Below are 20,596 nucleotides of genomic sequence, written 5' to 3'. Positions count from 1 at the left end.
GCAATTATGTCTCATCTTGGTTATTTGGCTTTTGCTTGGCCATTTTACTTTTTGCTTGTGCACGTTTTGCTTTTGCCGCTAGATTTTTCTCGCGGGCTTTGGCCACCGCAGCTTCAACTTTTTGTTTGCGGATCTCAGCGGCACTTTGCGCTGGTGCGCTGTCCTCCGTCGTTGCAGCATTACTGCGACGCTTGGCTGGTTTTTCCACCTGTTGTTTAGTCGTTTCGCTGTTTTTATTTGCAGATGCTGGTACTTTGGGCTCGACCGAATCGGTGGTAGTCGTTTGGGGAGTCGCAGCATCATCAGATGAGGTCTGTTTTGCCGCTTGGCGTTTGGCTTTCGCTTTGGCTACCGCTTGCGCAATTTTTTGTTTTTTCAGTTGTTCAGCAGAGACTGTCTCAGTGGCAGAAGAATGCTCAGTTTCTGACGCTTGCGACGCTGAATCCGCGTCGATCTTGCTGTTTTCAGTGTTAGTTGCTTGCGGCGACGGCGCTTGCGCTTCACCTTGGGCTTTTTTAATGGCTTCACGTTTGGCTTTAGCTTTGGCAATTGCCACGGCCACTTTTTCTTGTTTTACCGAGGGGGCAGTCGTTGACTGCTGCTCAGGTTGTTGAGCCTGCGAGGCGGCTTTAGCGGCTTCTCTTTTGGCTTTTGCTCTGGCGATAGCCGCGGCTACTTTGTCTTGTTTTTCGCTAGGTGCAGATGTTGATGCAAGCTCACTCGTCGATTGGCTTTGCTGAGATTCTTCTACAAGCGAGGCGCTAGATTGCTGACCTTGCTTTTTCGCCTTAGCCCGCGCCAAAGCTGCGGCAATCTTATCTTTGGCATCATTGCCTTTTTCACTCATAGCCTGCTTGCGAGCTTCGGCTGCTCTGGCATGTTTTTCTTCACGCTCTTTTTGTTCGCGCTCCAGACGTTCTTTACGGGCTTCAAATCGGAGTCTTGCTTTATCTGCCTGATCTTTTTCGTGCTCTTGGGCTCGAATATCTGCTTTAGCAACGCGATAGTAATGTACCAGCGGAATTTCACTTGGACAGACGTATGCGCAGGCGCCACATTCGATGCAGTCAAACAGGTTGTATTCCTGGCTCTTATCGTATTCTTTGGCTTTGCTATGCCAAAATAATTGTTGTGGCAATAAACTGGCCGGACAGGCATCTGCACAGGCACTACAACGAATACAGGGCTGTTCCGTGGATGATGCTTCAACCTCATGTGCTGCAGGGGCAAGGATACAGTTGGTTATTTTTACCACAGGCACAGCCTGGTCGAGTATTTCAAAGCCCATCATAGGGCCACCCATGATCAGTTTGGGTTCGCGCTGTTTGTGCTCTCGATAATGACCGATTTCCAGTAAATGCGATATAGGTGTACCGATTGGGGCCCACACATTTTGTGGTCGTTTAAAGGCTTCGCCAGTTAATGTCACCACCCGTTGGATCAGCGGTTTTCCACTGAAAATAGCGTCAGCAATGGCAAAGCAGGTACCGACATTTTGCATAATGACACCCACATCAATGGGCAAGCCATTACCAGGCACTTCTCGATTGGTGAGCACTTGGATGAGTTGCTTCTCGCCACCAGCTGGATATTTAGTCGGTATGGCCACTACCCGATATTTAGCATTTTCCTGACACGCTAATTGCATCGCTTGTATGGCTTCGGGTTTATTGTTTTCAATGCCGATAATGACCAGTTTTGGAGACAGTAAATGAACTAATACATCAATGCCCTGACGGATCTGCCAAGCGTGCTCACGCATCAAGCGGTCGTCGGAGGTGATATAAGGTTCGCACTCGACACCATTAATGATCAGAAATTCAACATTTTTCTTTGGCGAGGCTTTGATATGGGTAGGAAAACCTGCGCCCCCCATACCGCTTATCCCAGCATTACAAATGGCCTCAATGATCTTAGTTTTGGGTTTTTGCTGATAATCTAAAATAGGTGATAGTGGCGCCCAAGTTTCAAACTCATCGGTGCTAATTTCGATGGTTAATTCGGCAATGCCTGAAGGGTGAGCAGAGACATGCTTACTAATATTTGAAACGACGCCTGAGGTAGGTGCATGTACGGGAACGGCAAAGGGATTGGTACTTTTTGTCAGCGCCTGACCCTTCAATACACGATCACCTTGCTTGACGACGATGCTGCCTTCCACACCAATATGTTGTTTAACGGTGACATATAACTTGCTCGCCATAGGAATAGTGGCGATTGGCTGCTGATTAGACATACTCTTAAGCTCAGGGGGATGCACTCCTCCTGGGAAGTCCCAAAGTCGGTCTTGGTTTAATCTCGCAACAATGTCATCGTACTGGCTATACACTCAGATCCCTACTTAGCTGACTTGTTTAACTGGAATAGACGCTCTTTGCCAGCGCCACGAGTTGGTTGTTTCTGATACGGGTAACATATCGATACAGTCCACAGGGCAGGGATCAACACACAAATCGCAACCGGTACATTCATCTTCGATAACGGTGTGCATTTGCTTCGCTGCGCCAATGATGGCATCCACAGGACAGGCTTGGATACACTTAGTGCAGCCAATGCATTCATCTTCACGAATAAAGGCCACTTTTTTAATATCTTCTTGGCCGTGTGCGGCGTCTAATGGTTTTGCCTCTACGCCCATAAGATCAGCCAGTTGCTTGATTGTTGCTTCACCGCCAGGGGGACATTTATTGATGTCGTCGCCATTTGCAATGGCCTGAGCATAGGGCTTACAGCCTGGGTATCCACACTGACCACATTGGGTTTGCGGTAAAATTTCGTCTATTTGTTCGACCAAGGGATCGCTTTCTACTTTAAAGCGAATTGCGGCGTAACCTAAGATTGCGCCAAAAATCAGCGCCATGACACCAATAGCGAGTAATGCAGCTAATACCGTCATTAAAACTTCACCAAACCGCTAAAGCCCATAAATGCCAAAGACATTAAACCGGCCGTAATCATGGCAATCGATGCGCCTTTAAAGGGGGCTGGTACATTGGCCGCCGCAAGTCTTTCACGCATTGCGGAGAACAACACTAGCACTAATGAAAAGCCAGCCGCAGCGCCAAAGCCATAGATCACCGATTCAACAAAATTGTGCTGCTGATTTACATTTAATAAGGCCACGCCAAGTACCGCACAGTTAGTGGTGATAAGGGGCAGGAAAATACCTAATAAACGGTACAGGGTAGGGCTGGTTTTATGCACGACCATCTCAGTGAATTGCACCACGACAGCTATCACTAAAATGAAACTTAAGGTTCGCAAATAGCCAATACCCAACGGCTGCAACACATAGTGCTCAACTAAATAACTGGTGAGAGAGGCTAAGGTCAGCACAAAGGTTGTCGCCATCGACATACCTATAGCGGTTTCCAGACGGCTAGAGACGCCCATAAACGGGCAAAGGCCCAAAAATTGGACCAAAACGAAGTTGTTAACCAGCACTGTGCCTATCAATAACACCAAAAATTCAGTCATGGAAAAAAGAAAACGCCTAACATTGCGGGGACCTGTTTATTATCTCTGTTTATAAGACGATTAACAACTTGATATTTATCAATATAATGGGAATAGAGTTTAATCACTGACGAATCGTCAAACTAGGCCGGCTTAGTATCTTAAATAACGGCTTAATATAAATTGATTGAAGAGGAAAACGTGAACACATTGGAGCTCAAAGTAGATTTGGCTCCCCCTCCCCGATTTGAACGGGGGACCTGCGGATTAACAGTCCGTCGCTCTAACCAACTGAGCTAAGGGGGAATCAAATTGTACTGTTGAAGTTGGCTCCCCCTCCCCGATTTGAACGGGGGACCTGCGGATTAACAGTCCGTCGCTCTAACCAACTGAGCTAAGGGGGACCAGGAATTCAACGGAGGCGAATATTAATGAGCATCGACCTCCGTGTCAACATAATATCTGAGCTTTTTTCGGGAATCAGACTAATTGCCCAAATATGCAGCAAACAAAGCGTATAAAGGTCAGCTTAATGTGACTTTAGCAGCGTTAATTTTAAGCAAATGGCCAAACTAGGTTTTCGTGTTGCCAAGACGGGGTAGGAATAATCCCCGTTGAGAGGGGATTAATTTTAGCCATGTAAAAATTGGTCAGGCCAGACAAAAAAGATGCCACAATTATTCGATTCATTAATAACGAAAAGTAAGCATGACTATATCAATTTGTTATAAAAATTATGTTGATCACTGTGTGTCTGAACAGTGTTTCATTAAACTGAAACAAAAGATTAGCGTGCGTAGGGTTAGTACAGACTTACCTAATTTTTAGTCATCTAACTGTAACCTAGCGTTGTTATTGATGTTAGTCCAGTTATCCACTGTTCCTGTGGATAAGTCTGTGAGTAAAGACTTAAATAATCTCATTCAAATTTGCAATGTTAAGTCAATAAAACTCTGTAAAAATCGCCAAATAATATAAATATTATTATAAAACAACAAGATAGAATGTTTCGGGTGAAAAGCGCTCGACTTTGAGTAATATACTTACCGCGGAGACGCTTAGCTGTGTGTACTTTCGCAAAGCCCCGTGGTTTATGGCTTTAACATCTTGAAATTTGACATTTTATTAACATTTTAATTGGGTTGGTAATAGTGACTCATTTGATTGCAATTAAATGTAAATAAAACTAAAAAGTAGAATTTCAGCTGAGGTTAAATAAAAAAGATTTAATTTGCTGTTAAAAAATATCGATCTCAAGTTGGCATCGATATTAATTTAACCTGAACTGAAGGATAAGATGTGTCGAGCAACTAAATATTACATGTGTATTTCCTCGCGTGAGTGAGGTTGATTTACTGCTGAATACTTATATGCACTTTTATCGGCTTTGTAGAAGCATCAGATTGTTTTAAACTAGTCCGTTTATATGTATGGCATTCCAAATCGGCATAGTGTTATTAACTAATGTCGCATATCATGTCTAATTGGCCAAAAAGAGATAGTCCTAAGTGAGTCAAGCAGCACCGACAAGATCAAACAACGACCTATTGAATGGTCCTATTTCAGACACATTGAAACGCATGACGCTGCCAATGATCCTTGGCATGATCATGTTAATGACCTTTGGGCTGGTCGACACTTTTTTCGTCAGTTTATTAGGTACCGATGAATTGGCCGCGATCAGTTTCACCTTTCCTGTGACCTTTACCCTGATCAGTTTGAATATTGGACTGGGAATTGGCGCTTCTGCCACTATTGGTCGATATCTTGGCTCCGGGCAAAGCCATCTCGCCAAAGAGTATGCAACAGGCGCATTGATGTTAGCTTTTGTATTGGTGGGGATCTTGGCGCTAACCGGTGCCTTTACCATAGAGCCGATTTTCAAGCTGTTAGGCGCTACCGATGATTTACTGCCTTACATCCGTGATTATATGCTGGTGTGGTATGGCGCGGGTGTTTTTCTGGCCATTCCTATGGTGGGGAACAGTGTTTTGCGCGCTGCAGGTGACACCAAAACACCTAGCATGATTATGGCCAGTGGTGGTTTTATTAATGCTGTACTTGATCCTATATTAATCTTTGGTTGGGGACCCATCCCCGCCATGGGCATTCAAGGCGCAGCGCTTGCTACGGCGATAGCGTGGGGGCTAAGCTTGATTTATATCCTGTATTTACTCGGTGTAAAGCGCAAGCTGATGCTTCCCAGATTGCTGACATGGAGTGAGTTAAAGCTGACCAGTGGCGGTGTGTTACGCATTGGTTTACCTGCGGCGGGTGCGAATATGTTGACGCCTATTGCCGCTGGCGTGATAACTGCGATTATTGCTGGATATGGCCCTGAAGCCGTTGCTGCATGGGGAGTAGGGAGTCGATTAGAATCAATCGCCTGTATTTTGATCTTGTCGCTATCGATGTCGTTACCGCCATTTATTAGTCAAAACTACGGTGCAAATAAAATCGACAGGGTGCGGCAAAGCTATTTGTTATCGCTAAAATTCGTAGTGGTTATTCAATTGATCATTTATCTGTTGTTGTGGCTGCTGGCACCCTACATTGCGGCCATTTTTGCCGAAGAGCAACGGGTCGCTGATTTGATCATTTTATTCTTATATATCGTACCCCTAGGGTATGGTTTACAAGGCATCGTAATTTTAACCAATTCGTCATTCAATGCCATGCATCAACCCCTGTCTGCGCTTACCTTGAGTATCATCAGGCTATTTGTATTCTTGGTGCCGCTAGCTTATTTGGGGAGCCAATTGGATGACATCAAAGGTTTGTTTTGGGGAACTGTGGTAGCTAATCTGTGCACCGCAAGCGTAGCATTTGCTTGGTTTATGCGGCGCAGCCGAAGCAATAGTATTGAACAAAGCCAAATGAAAAAGGGATCCTAAGTAGTGAGTAGAGCGTTTGAATTAGCGTCTTCGTATGAACCTGCGGGTGATCAGCCTAAGGCAATTGAAACCTTGGTCGACAATCTTGAAAGTGGCTTGGCAAGTCAAACCCTGCTAGGGGTAACCGGCTCGGGTAAAACCTTCACCATGGCCAATGTTATTAAACAAGTTCAACGGCCCACGCTTATTCTGGCCCACAATAAAACGCTTGCCGCTCAATTGTATGGCGAAATGAAAGATTTTTTCCCTAACAATGCCGTTGAGTACTTTGTGTCTTATTACGATTATTATCAGCCAGAAGCGTACGTGCCCAGCACAGACACCTTTATTGAAAAAGACTCTTCGATTAACGATCATATTGAGCAGATGCGCTTGTCTGCCACTAAATCATTAATGGAGCGCAGAGACGTTATTATTGTCTCTAGTGTGTCGGCGATTTATGGACTAGGCGATCCAGAGTCCTATATGAAAATGCTGTTGCATTTGCGCCAAGGCGACTTGATGGATCAACGGGCGATTTTGCGTCGCTTGGCAGAATTGCAATACAAGCGTAATGACTTATCTTTTGAACGCGGTACGTTTCGGGTGCGCGGTGATGTGATAGACATATTTCCCGCGGACTCAGAAAAACAAGGGGTGCGTGTTGAATTATTCGATGAAGAGATCGATGCTATTCGTTTGTTCGATCCCCTCACTGGTGTGGTTGAACAGACGGTCACACGGGCCACTGTTTTTCCTAAAACCCATTATGTCACGCCACGTGAAAAGATTCTGGCGGCCATTGAAGATATTAAAGTTGAGCTAAAAGGACGCAAAGAACAGCTCAAATCCGTCAATAAGTTGATCGAAGAGCAGCGCATCGTGCAGCGCACCCAGTTCGATATCGAAATGATGCAGGAGCTAGGCTATTGCTCTGGTATTGAGAACTACTCTCGGTATCTATCAGGCCGCGCGCCAGGCGAGCCACCGCCTACCTTGCTGGATTACTTTCCTGCTGACGGTTTATTGTTTATCGACGAATCTCACGTCACTGTGTCCCAAATAGGCGCTATGTACAAAGGTGACCGTTCCCGTAAAGAAACCTTAGTAGAATTCGGCTTTCGATTACCCTCGGCGCTGGACAATCGACCATTAAAATTTGAAGAGTTCGAACAAATCTCGCCACAGACCATTTATGTTTCAGCGACACCAGGTAAATATGAACTTGAAAAATCCGGTGATGAAATCATTGAGCAAGTAGTCAGGCCGACTGGCTTAATCGACCCTGAGTTAGAAGTGCGGCCTGTGGCCACTCAAGTCGATGATGTGATGTCAGAAATTCATAAGCGAACCGCGGTTAACGAACGAGTCATAGTAACTACCTTGACCAAACGCATGGCTGAAGATCTCAGTGATTACTTAGATGAGCATGGGATCAAAGTACGCTATTTGCACTCAGACATAGACACTGTTGAGCGGATCGAAATTATTCGTGATTTACGCTTGGGTAAATTCGATGTACTGGTGGGGATCAACTTGCTTCGAGAGGGACTCGATATGCCCGAAGTCTCTTTGGTTGCGATCCTCGACGCGGATAAAGAAGGCTTTCTGCGTTCAGATCGATCGCTTATTCAAACCATAGGTCGTGCGGCACGTAATATAAACGGTAAAGCGATTTTATATGCTGACCGCATCACCGGTTCGATGCAACGCGCGATGGATGAAACCGAACGACGCCGCGACAAACAGCGCGCGCACAACCTCAAACACGGCATTTCGCCAGTGCAGTTATCGAAACCAATTACCGATATTATGGACTTAGGTGATGGCAGTAGCGTCGATGTTGGCGGTAAGGTCAAATTACGCAAGGTCGCAGAAGCGAATAAAAAATATAAAGCCATGTCTGCTACTCAAATAATGACAAAAATTACCGAGTTAGAAAAACAGATGTTCACTGCCGCCAGAGAATTAGAATTTGAAAAAGCAGCGTCGATTAGAGATGAGATAGAGCAATTACGCGAGCAAAGTGTCAAGTTATCCTAAAATAGGATTGTTAATAAAGGATTAATTTAACTTCAATTAATCGTTGTAATAGCAGCGCGGCTTGCCTACTATAGCTATAGAGTATCAATATCCATACCTTAACGTGGTGTTTCTATGTTAAATCGCTTACAAGAATCAGACATAAAATTGTTGCGGGTTTTCTATGCCGTTGCCTCGTGCAACGGATTTACTGCAGCTGAGCCTGTGCTTCGCATGCAACGACCTAATATCAGTGCGGCAATTAAAAAGCTCGAAGAGCGACTCGATCTGGTGTTATGTCATCGCGGTCGTGGTGGCTTTCAAATGACCAAAGAAGGTGAAGTGGTTTTCCAAGAAACCAAGCGAATCTTCAACGCATTTGATAACTTCGTATTCAACCTTAAAAGTTTACATGATGACTACTCGGGTCATATTACCCTAGTACTCATGGCCGGTTTACCTTTGTCTATGCATCTTGCGGTGAGTAAAGCCGTTAAGAGCACGATGAAAAAGTTCGATGATATTCACGTTAATATTCAAACCCGACTTTACAATGAAGTTGAGCATGTTGCCTTGTCAGGTGAGTGCCATTTGGTTGTCTCTACCTACGATATGGTAAAACCTGAGTCCGTGACTTTTCACACGGTGGGGCATACCTGCAAAGGACGCTTATATTGTGCGCCGTCTCATCCATTGGCGAAATATCGAGACGACTTGCCTAGCTCAGTGAAAATAGAAGACTATGCTGCCATTGGTATCAGTGGACTCTCGTCTGCCAACTATATTCATGAAGAAAGTCGACTAGCCATTCAAACCTTCTCAGACTCATTTGATGCCTGTATGTCGGCGATTATGACCGGCGAATACGTGGGCCTACTGCCAGATTATATGATCAAAGAGCAAGGCGCTGGACTTGGATTAGTGCCAGTGGGTGGCGGGAATTGGTTCGAATTTGAGCACGAGTTATTTGTGATGAATGGCAAAAACACTCGCCTCAATCCCGTATTGCGCCATTGCATTAAAGAATTGAGTTACTTTATTAAAGAAAGTCAGCGTTAAATTGGGTTACTTCACTGTAAGCTGCTAACAAGCGCTTTATGCTAAAACAAAAATGCCAGCAAATTATGCTGGCATTTTTTATGTGCGTCTTTTATGGACGCTGAAACTCGCTGGTTGGATTCCAAGCCGGCCAGTCATCTGACATGCTAATAGTATAGCCGACATCAAATAACATTTGGGTGTCTTGCTTAACCCCAGAGAAATCCCAATTCTCACGGAACTGATCACACACCTGATGGTAGCAGGCGCGGATAGCAACTGCTGCGCGCTTACGATAGTCAGCTGTAGCGTCATCAAAAGCGATTGCTCCGCCTTTTGCATACAATGCTGGTACGCCAAATTTAGCGAAACTGAAGTGATCAGAGCGATAATAATAGCCTGCTTGTGGTTTGTCTTCTTGGGTTAAAAAGCGCCCTTGCTTTTGCACTGCAGCATCTAAGTAACCTTCTAACTCCGACTTGCCCATGCCAATCACGGCAACGTCTTTGGTTTTACCCAGCACGTTCATCGCATCCATATTGATATTAGCAACGGTTTTGTCCAATGGAATAAGGGGATGCTCAGCATAGTATTTAGAGCCTAACAGGCCTTGTTCTTCGGCGGTCACCACCAAAAAGGTAATTGAGCGCTGTGGTCTGACGTTGAGATTGGCAAATGCTTTAGCCATCACCAGCGCGGCAGCGGTGCCGGTGGCATTGTCATGAGCACCGTTGTAAATTTGGTCACCTTTTTTCGTGGTGTCTCTACCCAAATGATCCCAATGCGCCGTATAGATAATATGTTCATCCGCTTGCGCTGCACCAGGTAAGGTTGCGATCACATTGTTACTAACAGATTTTTTCATTTGACTGGTGATTGAAATGGACGCTTTACTATTCAGCGGCACGGAATAGGGACCTTGCAGCGCTTTTTGCTTTTCAGCAGCAAAATCAAGTCCCGCAGAGGCAAACACTTTTTGCGCTGCATCAAGACTTATCCAGCCTTCTACGGCAACTCTGTCGGCATTGCCATTTTTGCTGACTAAGCTGTACTGTGCACCGCTCCAGCTATTGGCAACCACTGACCAGCCATACGAAGCAGGTTCAGTTTCGTGAACGATAATCGCGGCTTCAGCACCTTGGCGACTGGCTTCTTCATATTTATAACTCCAGCGCCCATAATAGGTCATGGTTTTGCCTTGAAACTTTCCGCTATCGGGAGCTTCAAAACCAGGATCATTAACTAAGATCACCACTGTTTTGCCTTTGACATCTAAGCCTTCGTAATCATTCCAATCGTACTCAGGTGCATTAACACCGTAGCCGACAAACACAATGTCAGAATCATTTAGATTCACTTGTGGGGTTTCACGCTTGGATGACGCAACCATGTTTTCTTTGTAGGTAAACTGATGCTCTCCCATGGTCAACACCATATTGGGATCTGCCGTGACTTCCATGAGTTCAACCGCTTGCAAGTAGCTATTACCATTGCCTGGCTGATAGCCAAGCGCTTTAAAGTTGTTGACCAGATACTCGAGAGTCTTGGTTTCCCCGGCAGTGGTGGGAGAGCGTCCTTCAAATTCGTCTGATGCCAATGTCTTGGTATGGCGTTTCAAGTCGTCTTCACTGATGTTTTGATACACATCAGCGTAGTTACTTACTTGCTTAGTATCATTAGGTAGCTGCGAGCAGCCGCTAAATACGAAAGCACACAAAGAGAGGGGTAAAAAAGCACGAGTTATTTGCATATTATTGCTCTTGTTATTACATTTGCGCCCAGTATAGAAAATCTGTTCGCGATGCACTAGGGTCTGTTGTAAATGAATTCAAATGGTTCGACATTGAAAGCGAAAACTCAAGCAAGTGAAATATGGGCTTGTCGACGAGATTTGCCACCTTTTACTGAACTTGAGCAGATGTTCAGGTTATCTGAGTTTGACAATATCTTGAATGCGGACACGCTCAATTTACTAAAAAATAAGGTAAATCCGGATTGTCATTTTGACTTTGTTTGTCAGTCTGATTTGGGTGAAATCGAACTCTATTACGAAGACGTTATTTTTACCCATTCGCAGATACCCACGCGCGCCAATTCTTGGCATGATCTATTCAATGGATTAATTTGGTTACAATTCCCCAAGACCAAAGCCTTGTTGAACCGCTGGCATATGGAAGACATTCAGCTTCATGGTTTAACTCCCAGAACGCAACGACGAAATCAAATTACCCATTTTGATGAATGTGGGGTGATCGTTGTCTGCGATGAGCAAGCGCGTGTTGATGCTCTTAGAGAACACCAATTTAAGTCGATATTGTTTGAAAAGCGCCAGAGATGGGACAAAGATATTCAGGCGATGGTATTTGGCCATGCCAATTATGAGATGTTATTGCAGCCTTATATCGGTTTAACCGGCAAATGGCTGCATATAAAACCCTGTAATGGCTACTTTGAAATGTCAAAACTTCAACAGCTTCAATACATTGATAAGGTGCTATGTCAGCAACTTATCGATAATGGCGCATTTTGTAACAGCTGTCGTTTATCACCGCTGCCGCTGCTAGGTATTCCGGGTTGGTGGCCGGAAAATGAACAATCACAGTTCTATGACAATGTGGACTACTTTAGGCCGAAGCCCAATAAAAAGACAAAAATATTGAAGAGCCAACTATCAGTATGTAGGGAACAAATAGAATGAGGTAAATGCGCAGGATGGAAAGGCGCGTCCATTGTTTTAAGCCGGTTATCATAAAGTAAAAGCTGAGGAATAATTCAACTCGGAACTGGTCTGCTAACCCAACCCATTTAGAGGTTTCGTTGAGACCCAGCCAATATCCCAATGATAACGGCTGTAGTCCGTACAGTGACGTTTGGTTATCGTCTTTTATTAGGATCATCAGTAGCATCACCACACCGGTAATGAAAACCGGTAAAAAGGTCCACCAAACAAACCCATACCAGTCAGTGAAGCCATTGATATTTTCCTCATCCACTTTGGTCATCATATTCAAATAACCTGCAATGATCGCGGCTAACAACACATAGCCTAAACAGTAAGCAAACATATTCGAATACATATACACCGACTGCGAGCGCAAACTTACTAGCACTGCTTCTTTTTCTGCAGGGCTGACGTCACCCGCTGTGAAGGCCACATAGAATTCTCGATACCAGTCAAAATCGACAAACTGAAAATACGCGTAAGTTGGCAACAACACGCCTAACATGACAATAAAAAATGGGATCCACGACCAGTTATGATGCTTATCTACTGCCGCAAAAACCGTTTTTGGATTAAACCAAATGTGCAAACACGCCTGAAAAGGATTTGAAATGCCATTCATATAAACCGTACCCTTATATTTTGTTATTCTAAATGACTGGGCTTACTGGTATGAAACCGGCCTAGTGCAAGTTAAGCTTGTCCGCTACTGGTAAAATTCAAACAACCGTATTCAACCACAATCATGATACATTTGGAAATATGTGTAATAAATCCAGTACCTTATACACTAAAGAAACTAACATTCAGCGATATGGATAAATCCAATGATAGAAATTAAGCAGTTAGGCAAAAAATTTGAGGTGGAAAATCCTAAAAAGCTAAGTGAGCAAGAAAAGAAAGATCCACGTTTAAAAGGACGCTTTTTTCACTCGGTAACCAATGTGTCTTTTTCTGTAGATGATGGCCAAGTGTTGGGGCTACTTGGACCCAATGGTGCGGGTAAAACTACCACGTTACGGGTACTTTCTACTGCGCTACAAGCTGACTCAGGCGAGGTGGTTATTAATGGTATCAATGTGCTAAAAAATCCATTGCAAGCCCGCAAAAAAATAGGCTTTTTATCGGGTTCAACGGGATTATATGGCAGATTAACGGGGCGGGAAAATATCCGCTATTTTGGACAACTGCACGGTATGAGTAAAATACAAATTGATCTGCGTATTGCGGCATTATCCGAGATGTTAGAAATGGACACCTTTTTAGATCGTCGCTGCGAAAACTTTTCGACCGGTATGAAACAAAAGACCGCCATCGCACGTGCGGTTGTCCATCAACCCGAGGTGGTTATTTTGGACGAGCCAACCACAGGATTAGACATAATGGCGACGCAAACAGTGATGAATTTTATTCAAGATCTAAAGACTCAGCGTGTGCCCGTGATCTTCTCAACGCATCATTTGGATGAGGTATCAAAACTGTGCGATCGAGTTGCGGTGATTGATAAAGGGATCAGCAAATTTGACGACAGCATAGACGTATTTAATCAGTTGGCCAATGGCGATCCCAATGCGGCGTTTCTGGATATTATTAACGGAGGGCAATAACATGTGGTTGGTTTTTTTTAAGGAATTAAAAGAGTTATTACGTGACCGAAAAACCCTCTTTTTCATGATTGCGCTGCCGATACTGATCTTTCCCCTGATCATAGGTGGGGTGGTGTACTTTACCGATAAAGCGGTAAAAGAAGCGCAATCGGAAACACTGGATTACGCCATTGTCGGAAGTCAATTTGCGCCCGATTTGGCAGAGAAGCTCAATGCGCTATCTGATCTTAATCTGGTCGTGGTTCCGATCAATGACAACCATCAGCAATTGATCGCTGCGGATACGGTAGACTTCATCATTGAGATACCGGCAAATTACTCCGAGCATATTTTACAATCCGGTCAGGCTACGATTAATGTGTATCTCAATGACGCAAGGATTAACAAAGTCGTTGCCAGAGTCGAGGGAATTATTAAAGAGCAGACTAACGTATTACGCCAGACTGCTTTTGAGAGCCTGCACCTTAATTCCGACCAAGGTGCCGCGCTGATTACGCCCATTGTATTAAATAAAATTGATACCGCTAATCAGCGTGAGAGCCTAGGTGAAAAATTGGGCGGAATGATACCTTACATGATTTTCATTTTGTGTTTGCAAGGAGCAATGTTCCCTGCCGGTGATCTTGGCGCAGGGGAAAAAGAACGAGGTACTTTGGAAACCTTATTGATCTCGCCTATCGAGCGTTACAAACTGGTGCTTGGTAAGTTCTTTACGGTCGCTGCCGCTGGAATAACCACTGCATTGATTACAGTTGCCAGTATGGCATTGTGGGGCACTTTATTGAGCAAGGGCATGGCAGTGGAGTTCGTGGTTACTTTTATGTCATCCATTGGTGCCTTGGACTTTGTGTTGATTTTTCTGATGCTGATCCCTGTGGTGGCTATTTTCGCTTCGATTTTATTAAGCCTGTCGATCTATGCCAAAAGCTACAAAGAAGCGCAGAGCTATATGGGTACCTTGGTCATTCTCGTTATTATCCCTATCATCTTCGCTTTATTGCCTAATGCCGAACTCAAAGGCGGCTGGGCGTGGGTGCCTCTGACGAATGTAGCGCTCGCAATAAAAGAATTAGTTAAGGGCACAATGGACTATTACCAGTTATTCGCTATTTTTGGCTCAACGGCGTTAATTGCAGGCGCGCTTATTGCTTTTTGTATCCACTGGTTTAATAAAGAAAAGGTGTTATTCCGGTAAGAACCTAACAAAGCGTCTAATTTTAGTTAACTAGATCAAGCGACGGCATGCCGTCGCTTTTTTGTGGTTTGCAGCATTAAAAATCGTAATTGTACTTCAATAACATCAATACAATGCTGGAGTAAGTTAAGGATATCAGCCAGCCAAACTTCACAAAGTGTTTGAACTGATAATTAGCGGCGTTATACACCAATAGATTGGTTTGATAGCCATAAGGTGACATAAAGCTTGCGCTAGCAGCAAAGGCAACCGCCAAAGCAAAGGGCATCAACGGGACCTCGAGCATTTGTACTAAGCCCAGCGCAAAGGGAAACATTAATGCTGCAGCCGCGTTGTTGGTAACAAGCTCGGTGAGCATCAGGGTTAATAGGTAGACAACCAATAACGCGATAAAAGGACTCACATCGCTTAGAATAGGCTTTAACAATTGAGTCATCTCACCGATAACGCCAGAGGTTTGCAATGCGGTAGCTAGACTTAGCGCACCAACAATCACAATCACTAAATTTAACGGCACGTTGCGCTTTACTTCACCATTGGTGGTAACGCCCGAGACTACCAATGCCGCCATGAAAAACACTAATCCAGTGGCAAGATCAATCAAAGAGAGGGCCGCTAAGACTATGGTAAGTGCAAAGCCACCTACGGTGATCCATTCTTGCTTCTTGTTAAGTTTAGTGGCAATACGCAGCTCTGATAAGATAAAAAAGTTTTTGACCAGATTATGCCGCTGAACAAAATCTTGACCGGTGGCAAGCAATAAAAAGTCGCCCGATTGCAGTTTTATTTCACCAAGCTTTCCAGATAATTCTTCACCATCACGGCGAATGGCCACGACCGCCGCGTCAAATAGTGCTCGAAACCCCAATGTTTTAAGGGTTTTACCAATGATAGGCGCACGGTTTGAAATGATCACTTCAGTAAGGTTGTCACGCAACAAACCGTCAGTTTCGGCGAACAACTTAAGGCCTTTAATGTGTCCTAAACTGTCAACATTTTGCACGTTTCCAGAAAATATCAATTTATCATTTTGCATAATAATCATGTCTGGTGTTACTGGCGTGAGCAATCGACCATCGCGCACAATTTCAACCAGAAACAATTCATGCAAATTACGCAGATGATTATCTTCCACTGATTTTCCGATCAACTCAGAATCTTCCATCACTTTGGCTTCGATAAAATAACGATGGAATTGTCCTTTGCGTGTTTCGATTGCTGGAAGCAAAGGCGTAAGTAGGAACATTAATAGGCCGCAACTTAATCCGGCAATGAGTCCATAGAGCGTGAAGTCCCAAAATTGAAAACCAGGGTGGCCCTGTTCAATCATAAAACTGTCAACAATCAAGTTAGTGGAGGTGCCGATGAGTGTCACCGTGCCGCCTAGAATGGCGGAATAAGATAGTGGGATAAGTAATCGAGAAGCCGGGTGATGTTGGTTTTGACTTATCGGACCTATCAGGCTGGCCACCACCGCCGTGTTGTTTAGCAATGCAGAAGCGCTAAAGGTCAATCCAAATAAACGCCAATAACTGGTTTTAAAGCTAGGCGAAATCAGTTTGCGGCCCAAGCGTTTTATTAACGACGTTTTATCTACCGCATTGCTGACTAACAACAATAGAATCAGTGTTAACAAGCCTTGGTTGGTGAGATTATGGGCAACTTCAAAAAAGCTGATTTGACCAAATAATATGAGCGCTAAAACAGCCGCGGCAAACACCGTGGAAGGGCGCTTATCTGTGAAGATAAGCATCCCTATGGTGATGAAGAAGATACCGATAACCAGTACTTGATTGAGGTCCACAGGCAACCCTATTGTTTAGCCTTTACAGCTTAGTAATATCCGCGGCGTTCCAATGTGGGAAGTGTTTTCTCACTAACGCGTTAAACTCTAGTTCAAATTCTGAAAAATTCGAGGTTGAGTGGCTGTCTTTGTTTTGCTCAATGATCATACCAGCACCCACAGTGCCATTGGTCACTCTATCGATAATAATAAAGGCCCCTGTCGCTCTGTTTTTGGCGTAAGGATCACAGGCTACCGATTGGGTTAGTTTGATATTACCCACCGCTATTTCATTCAAATTAAGGTGAACCGCCTGCTTTTTCTCCATAGTATTCACATCAATCAAATGCTCAATATTGGAAACCGAGCCAGGCACATTCTTGGTCGCAAATTTAAATCCGTATTGCTTGTTCGGGATCAAGGCTTCTTCCGCCATCCACACTAGGTGACTTTTGAAGTTGCTGCCATGCAAGGGCAAGTTATCTGATTTGACAATCATGTCGCCACGGGAAATGTCGATTTCATCTTCCAGTGTTAAGGTGGTCGTGAGTGGGGCATGGGCAGATTCAGCTTCCCCTTCGAAATTCACAATCGATTTTACTTTCGATTGTTTTCCCGAAGGTAGGGTGGTGACTTTATCGCCCTTTTCGATGATGCCAGATACCACAGTACCGGCAAAACCTCGGAAATTTAGGTTCGGGCGATTGACATACTGCACCGGAAAACGGAAATCTTCCAGATTGAGATCTTTGGCAATTTCAATGTTTTCCAAGGTCGTCATCAAAGTCTCGCCCACATACCAAGGTGTGTTTTCGCTTTTGTTAACCACGTTGTCGCCGTCTAATGCCGACATAGGGATAAATTGAATATTAGGAATATCCAGTTGTTTAGAAAACTCTAAATAATCTTGTTTTATTTGCTCGAACACCTGTTGGCTGTGATCCATCAGATCCATTTTATTGACCGCAACTATGACATGCTTAATACCCAGTAGTGACACGAGGAAAGAATGTCGACGGGTTTGGGTTTTGACGCCACTGCGGGCATCAACCAATATGATAGCTAATTGACAGGTCGATGCGCCTGTTACCATGTTGCGGGTATATTGCTCATGCCCCGGGGTATCGGCAATGATGAATTTACGCTTGTCAGTTGAGAAGTAACGATAGGCAACATCAATGGTGATACCTTGTTCACGCTCTGATTGCAGTCCATCTACTAACAGTGCTAAATCCACTTTCTCGCCGGTAGTACCGACTTTTTTACTGTCTTTGGTAATCGCCGCTAATTGATCTTCATAGATCATCTTCGAGTCGTGCAACAAGCGTCCTATCAGGGTGCTTTTACCATCATCAACACTGCCGCAGGTTAAAAAGCGCAACAGATCCTTTTTTTCATGCTGGTCTAAGTAAGACAATATGTCTTGCTGCAATAATGTGTTTTCGTTGTTCATGGGTTAGCAACTCACCAAAAAATAAGGGTTTAATATGGATTCTTTCTGATTGTATCTCAATGGCACAGCATCAGAATCGAGTGCGCTGTCAAGGCCATCTATGATGGTCACCTTGCCACCTGATGCTTCCACCACTGCTTGTGCTGCTGCGGTGTCCCACTCGGATGTCGGCCCAAGTCTTGGATAAAGATGCGCTTTACCTTCGGCTACAAGGCATAGTTTCAGTGAACTGCCCATGGCGACCAATTCAGTTTCGCCATCAAGTTCTGCCAATAAGGTTTGGATCTCTGGGCTTTGATGTGAGCGACTGCCCACCACCTTCCAAGACTCAGGCGCTTGGTGCACTTTGGGTGAGATTTTAGTTGTTTGTTGGTTGTCAATTTTGTAAGCGCCGAGTCCAGAGACACCAACGTAAGTGTGTTTCAGTACAGGTGCGTAGACCACACCTAAAATGGGTATGCCTTGACTTATAAGCGCAATGTTAACGGTAAATTCACCATTCTTTTTAACGAACTCTTTGGTGCCATCTAGCGGATCAACTAACCAGTAGTCACTCCAACTTTGACGGGTCTGCCAATCAATATCAGCCGACTCTTCGGATAACACTGGTAAATCTGAAATTGCTTCGAGGCCTTTGACAATAATATTGTGTGCAGCTAAATCTGCGTCCGTTAGCGGGCTTGCATCAGATTTTTCATACACAGTGAAATCTTGTTTGTAAATCTCAAGGATAGCCTCGCCAGCTTCATGCGTAATGCGCACAACCTGCTGTGCCAATGCATGCTCAAACATCCGTGAGATACCCTTTTTCAATCAGCATTTCGTACAGCATCTCGGCAGATTGCTCCGGTGTTTGACCGGAGAATGTCAAATGAACCTCTGGATCCACAGGGGCTTCGTAATTTGAATCAATACCGGTAAAGTCTTTGATGTCTCCTTGACGGGCTTTTTGATACAAACCTTTAGGATCACGTTTTTCACATTCCTCTATGGGAGTGTCAACAAACACTTCAATGAATTCGTTTTCTTGCATCAAACTGCGGCAAAAATCGCGGTCGGTTTTAAACGGTGAAATAAAGGCAGTTAATACAATCAAACCAGAATCGACAAATAATTTAGCCACTTCGCTGATGCGACGAATATTCTCAACCCGATCAGAGTTACTGAACCCTAAGTCGCCACACAGGCCATGTCTAACGTTATCACCATCGAGTAAATAAGTGTGTTTACCTTCTTCCACTAACTTCTTTTCTAACAAGTTAGCGATGGTTGATTTGCCTGAGCCGCTTAAGCCGGTGAACCAAATAATGGCTGGACGCTGACTCTTAGCCTCAGCGCGACGAGCTTTATCAACTTCGTGTTGGTGCCATAAAATATTAGTAGCCATTAGAAATATCCTTCCATTTTTTTCTTCTCCATCGAACCGGAGGAGTCATGGTCAATTACTCGTCCTTGGCGCTCAGAAGTTTTAGTTAATAACATTTCTTGGATCACCTCAGGCAAAGTATCCGCTTCAGACTCAACCGCACCGGTTAATGGGTAGCAGCCCAAGGTTCTAAAGCGAACTGAACGCATTTGCGGAGTTTCACCTTCTTCCAATGGCATACGTTCATCGTCAACCATAAATAACACGCCGTCTCTTTCTACAACGGGTCTGGGTTTGGCTAAGTATAGCGACGGGATATCAATATTTTCTAGGTAAATGTATTGCCAGATATCCAGTTCGGTCCAGTTTGACATGGGGAAAACACGAATACTTTCGCCTTTGTTAATTTGTGAGTTATAAATATTCCACAATTCAGGGCGTTGATTTTTGGGATCCCAGCGATGATTTTCATCACGGAAAGAATACACCCGTTCTTTTGCACGCGACTTTTCTTCGTCGCGTCTAGCGCCACCGAAAGCGGCATCAAATTTGTACTTATTCAATGCTTGCTTCAATGCTGCCGTCTTCATGATGTCGGTGTGCTTTGAGCTGCCGTGGCTAAATGGACCTACGCCCATGTCGACACCCTCTTGGTTAATATGCACTAATAAGTCGAGATCATGCTTTTTGGCTGTTTTGTCGCGAAACTCGATCATCTCGCGAAACTTCCACGTGGTATCGACGTGCAACAAAGGGAAGGGAATTTTACCGGGAGCAAAGGCTTTACGGGCTAAATGCAATAATACCGAGGAGTCTTTGCCCACAGAATATAGCATGACAGGATTATCGAACTCTGCCGCCACTTCGCGAAATATGTGAATACTTTCCGCTTCAAGTTGCTTTAAATGGGTGACGGATGGAATGCTAGTGGTCATGTGTCGTTCCAAATTAACAAATGTTATATAAATTAGTTATATGCTTAGAATTTTATCACAATAAGATAGGGCTTTTGTATGCTATTTTTCAATAACAATGAATAAAAAGATTTAACTAACTTCCCTCATGGCTAGATCGTAATTTA

At 44.2% G+C, this 20,596-nt stretch carries 16 protein-coding genes and 2 tRNA genes; 6 read left to right on the top strand and 12 right to left on the bottom strand.

Annotated features, from left to right (window positions below; all coding sequences use genetic code 11):
- Window positions 1-4: 4 nt before the first annotated feature.
- The 5 genes from rsxC to ABD036_RS13955 all read right to left on the bottom strand — a co-directional run bounded on the left by rsxC (window position 5) and on the right by ABD036_RS13955 (window position 3,860).
- Window positions 5-2,329 carry an electron transport complex subunit RsxC gene (rsxC, locus tag ABD036_RS13975; protein ID WP_343860937.1) on the bottom strand — a complete coding sequence of 775 codons (2,325 nt, stop codon included), beginning with the start codon at window positions 2,327-2,329 and terminating at the stop codon, window positions 5-7.
- 12 nt (window positions 2,330-2,341) lie between these two features.
- Window positions 2,342-2,896: an electron transport complex subunit RsxB gene (gene rsxB, locus ABD036_RS13970; protein WP_343860935.1), complete on the bottom strand. Its 555-nt coding sequence runs from the start codon at window positions 2,894-2,896 to the stop codon at window positions 2,342-2,344.
- Entirely contained in the window at window positions 2,896-3,477 is a 582-nt protein-coding gene (rsxA, locus tag ABD036_RS13965) for an electron transport complex subunit RsxA (RefSeq protein ID WP_343860933.1), read from the bottom strand. The genes rsxB and rsxA overlap by 1 nt, the downstream gene beginning before the upstream one ends.
- Window positions 3,478-3,685: 208 nt before the next feature.
- Window positions 3,686-3,762, bottom strand: a tRNA-Asn gene (locus ABD036_RS13960).
- A 21-nt stretch (window positions 3,763-3,783) separates the two neighbouring features.
- Window positions 3,784-3,860: transfer RNA gene (locus tag ABD036_RS13955), tRNA-Asn, on the bottom strand.
- A gap of 1,104 nt (window positions 3,861-4,964) precedes the next feature.
- Here ABD036_RS13955 and ABD036_RS13950 point away from each other — a divergent pair.
- The 3 genes from ABD036_RS13950 (at window position 4,965) to ABD036_RS13940 (ending at window position 9,410) form a co-directional block, all read left to right on the top strand.
- Window positions 4,965-6,350, top strand: coding sequence for an MATE family efflux transporter (locus tag ABD036_RS13950; protein WP_425542578.1), 1,386 nt, complete (start codon window positions 4,965-4,967; stop codon window positions 6,348-6,350).
- Window positions 6,351-6,353: 3 nt separating this feature from the next.
- Complete coding sequence (gene uvrB, locus ABD036_RS13945; protein ID WP_343860931.1) at window positions 6,354-8,372, top strand: excinuclease ABC subunit UvrB; 2,019 nt, start codon at window positions 6,354-6,356, stop codon at window positions 8,370-8,372.
- 114 nt (window positions 8,373-8,486) lie between these two features.
- Window positions 8,487-9,410 (top strand): LysR family transcriptional regulator, encoded by a 924-nt coding sequence (locus ABD036_RS13940; RefSeq protein ID WP_343860929.1) that lies wholly within the window; start codon window positions 8,487-8,489, stop codon window positions 9,408-9,410.
- 91 nt (window positions 9,411-9,501) lie between these two features.
- Here ABD036_RS13940 and ABD036_RS13935 read toward each other — a convergent pair whose 3' ends face one another.
- On the bottom strand, window positions 9,502-11,139 hold the full coding sequence (locus ABD036_RS13935) for a M28 family metallopeptidase (RefSeq protein WP_343860927.1): 1,638 nt from the start codon (window positions 11,137-11,139) through the stop codon (window positions 9,502-9,504).
- Window positions 11,140-11,211: 72 nt separating this feature from the next.
- Here ABD036_RS13935 and ABD036_RS13930 point away from each other — a divergent pair, with 72 nt between their 5' ends.
- Window positions 11,212-12,087 carry a DUF3025 domain-containing protein gene (locus tag ABD036_RS13930; RefSeq protein WP_343860925.1) on the top strand — a complete coding sequence of 292 codons (876 nt, stop codon included), beginning with the start codon at window positions 11,212-11,214 and terminating at the stop codon, window positions 12,085-12,087.
- Here ABD036_RS13930 and ABD036_RS13925 read toward each other — a convergent pair.
- Window positions 12,014-12,733, bottom strand: a complete 720-nt coding sequence (locus ABD036_RS13925) for a YIP1 family protein (protein WP_343860923.1) — start codon at window positions 12,731-12,733, stop codon at window positions 12,014-12,016. The genes ABD036_RS13930 and ABD036_RS13925 overlap by 74 nt on opposite strands.
- 205 nt (window positions 12,734-12,938) lie before the next feature.
- On the opposite strand from ABD036_RS13925, the gene ABD036_RS13920 reads away from it, so the two are divergent.
- Window positions 12,939-13,718 carry an ABC transporter ATP-binding protein gene (locus ABD036_RS13920; protein WP_343860921.1) on the top strand — a complete coding sequence of 260 codons (780 nt, stop codon included), beginning with the start codon at window positions 12,939-12,941 and terminating at the stop codon, window positions 13,716-13,718.
- A 1-nt stretch (window position 13,719) separates the two neighbouring features.
- Window positions 13,720-14,913 (top strand): ABC transporter permease, encoded by a 1,194-nt coding sequence (locus tag ABD036_RS13915; protein WP_343860919.1) that lies wholly within the window; start codon window positions 13,720-13,722, stop codon window positions 14,911-14,913.
- A 76-nt stretch (window positions 14,914-14,989) separates the two neighbouring features.
- Here ABD036_RS13915 and ABD036_RS13910 read toward each other — a convergent pair whose 3' ends face one another.
- The 5 genes from ABD036_RS13910 to cysD are packed head-to-tail and all read right to left on the bottom strand — an operon-like array spanning window position 14,990 to window position 20,450.
- Window positions 14,990-16,717 carry an SLC13 family permease gene (locus tag ABD036_RS13910; protein ID WP_343860918.1) on the bottom strand — a complete coding sequence of 576 codons (1,728 nt, stop codon included), beginning with the start codon at window positions 16,715-16,717 and terminating at the stop codon, window positions 14,990-14,992.
- Between the two features lie 22 nt (window positions 16,718-16,739).
- Complete coding sequence (gene cysN, locus ABD036_RS13905; RefSeq protein WP_343860916.1) at window positions 16,740-18,149, bottom strand: sulfate adenylyltransferase subunit CysN; 1,410 nt, start codon at window positions 18,147-18,149, stop codon at window positions 16,740-16,742.
- A 3-nt stretch (window positions 18,150-18,152) separates the two neighbouring features.
- A complete protein-coding gene (cysQ, locus tag ABD036_RS13900) occupies window positions 18,153-18,941 on the bottom strand; it encodes a 3'(2'),5'-bisphosphate nucleotidase CysQ (protein WP_343860914.1) in 789 nt (262 codons plus the stop codon).
- Window positions 18,934-19,536, bottom strand: coding sequence for an adenylyl-sulfate kinase (gene cysC, locus ABD036_RS13895; RefSeq protein WP_343860912.1), 603 nt, complete (start codon window positions 19,534-19,536; stop codon window positions 18,934-18,936). The genes cysQ and cysC overlap by 8 nt, the downstream gene beginning before the upstream one ends.
- Window positions 19,536-20,450: a sulfate adenylyltransferase subunit CysD gene (gene cysD, locus ABD036_RS13890; protein WP_343860910.1), complete on the bottom strand. Its 915-nt coding sequence runs from the start codon at window positions 20,448-20,450 to the stop codon at window positions 19,536-19,538. Before cysD ends, cysC begins: the two co-directional genes overlap by 1 nt.
- Between the last annotated feature and the right edge of the window lie 146 nt (window positions 20,451-20,596).

Source organism: Aliiglaciecola litoralis (assembly GCF_039523355.1).
GTDB lineage: Bacteria > Pseudomonadota > Gammaproteobacteria > Enterobacterales > Alteromonadaceae > Aliiglaciecola > Aliiglaciecola litoralis.
The sequence above is the reverse complement of the archived record's forward strand: the minus strand, read 5'-3'. Positions and strand labels throughout refer to the sequence as shown.